The sequence below is a fragment of the Lysinibacillus sp. GbtcB16 genome (assembly GCF_019091145.1).
Taxonomy (GTDB): domain Bacteria; phylum Bacillota; class Bacilli; order Bacillales_A; family Planococcaceae; genus Lysinibacillus; species Lysinibacillus fusiformis.
Window position 1 is genome coordinate 1 of the sequence record NZ_JAGXJV010000569.1, and the last position, 259, is coordinate 259.

The 259-nt window shown below is 34.0% G+C and carries 1 protein-coding gene; it reads left to right on the forward strand.

Going from position 1 to position 259, the window contains the following annotated elements; genetic code table 11:
- Positions 1 to 259, forward strand: a 259-nt coding sequence (locus tag KVT27_RS25270; protein ID WP_254636288.1) for a Wzz/FepE/Etk N-terminal domain-containing protein, incomplete at both ends; no start/stop codon positions are given.

A 259-nucleotide genomic window follows, 5' to 3' on the forward strand; every position in this document is an offset into this window, starting at 1 on the left:
TGGAAGAAACAATTAGTTTGAAAGAGTTATTTCATATTTTAAGAAAACGTTTAGCAATGATCCTCGTAATCGCCTTTGGTGCCGCTATAGTAAGTGCTATCATTAGCTTCTTCTTTATGACACCAATCTATCAATCTTCGACGCAAATTCTTGTGAACCAGAAGAAGCAAGATGGGACAATGATTCAAGCTGGTGAAGTTCAAACGAATATTCAATTAACGAATACATATAAGGTTATTATTAAAAGTCCGGTAATCTT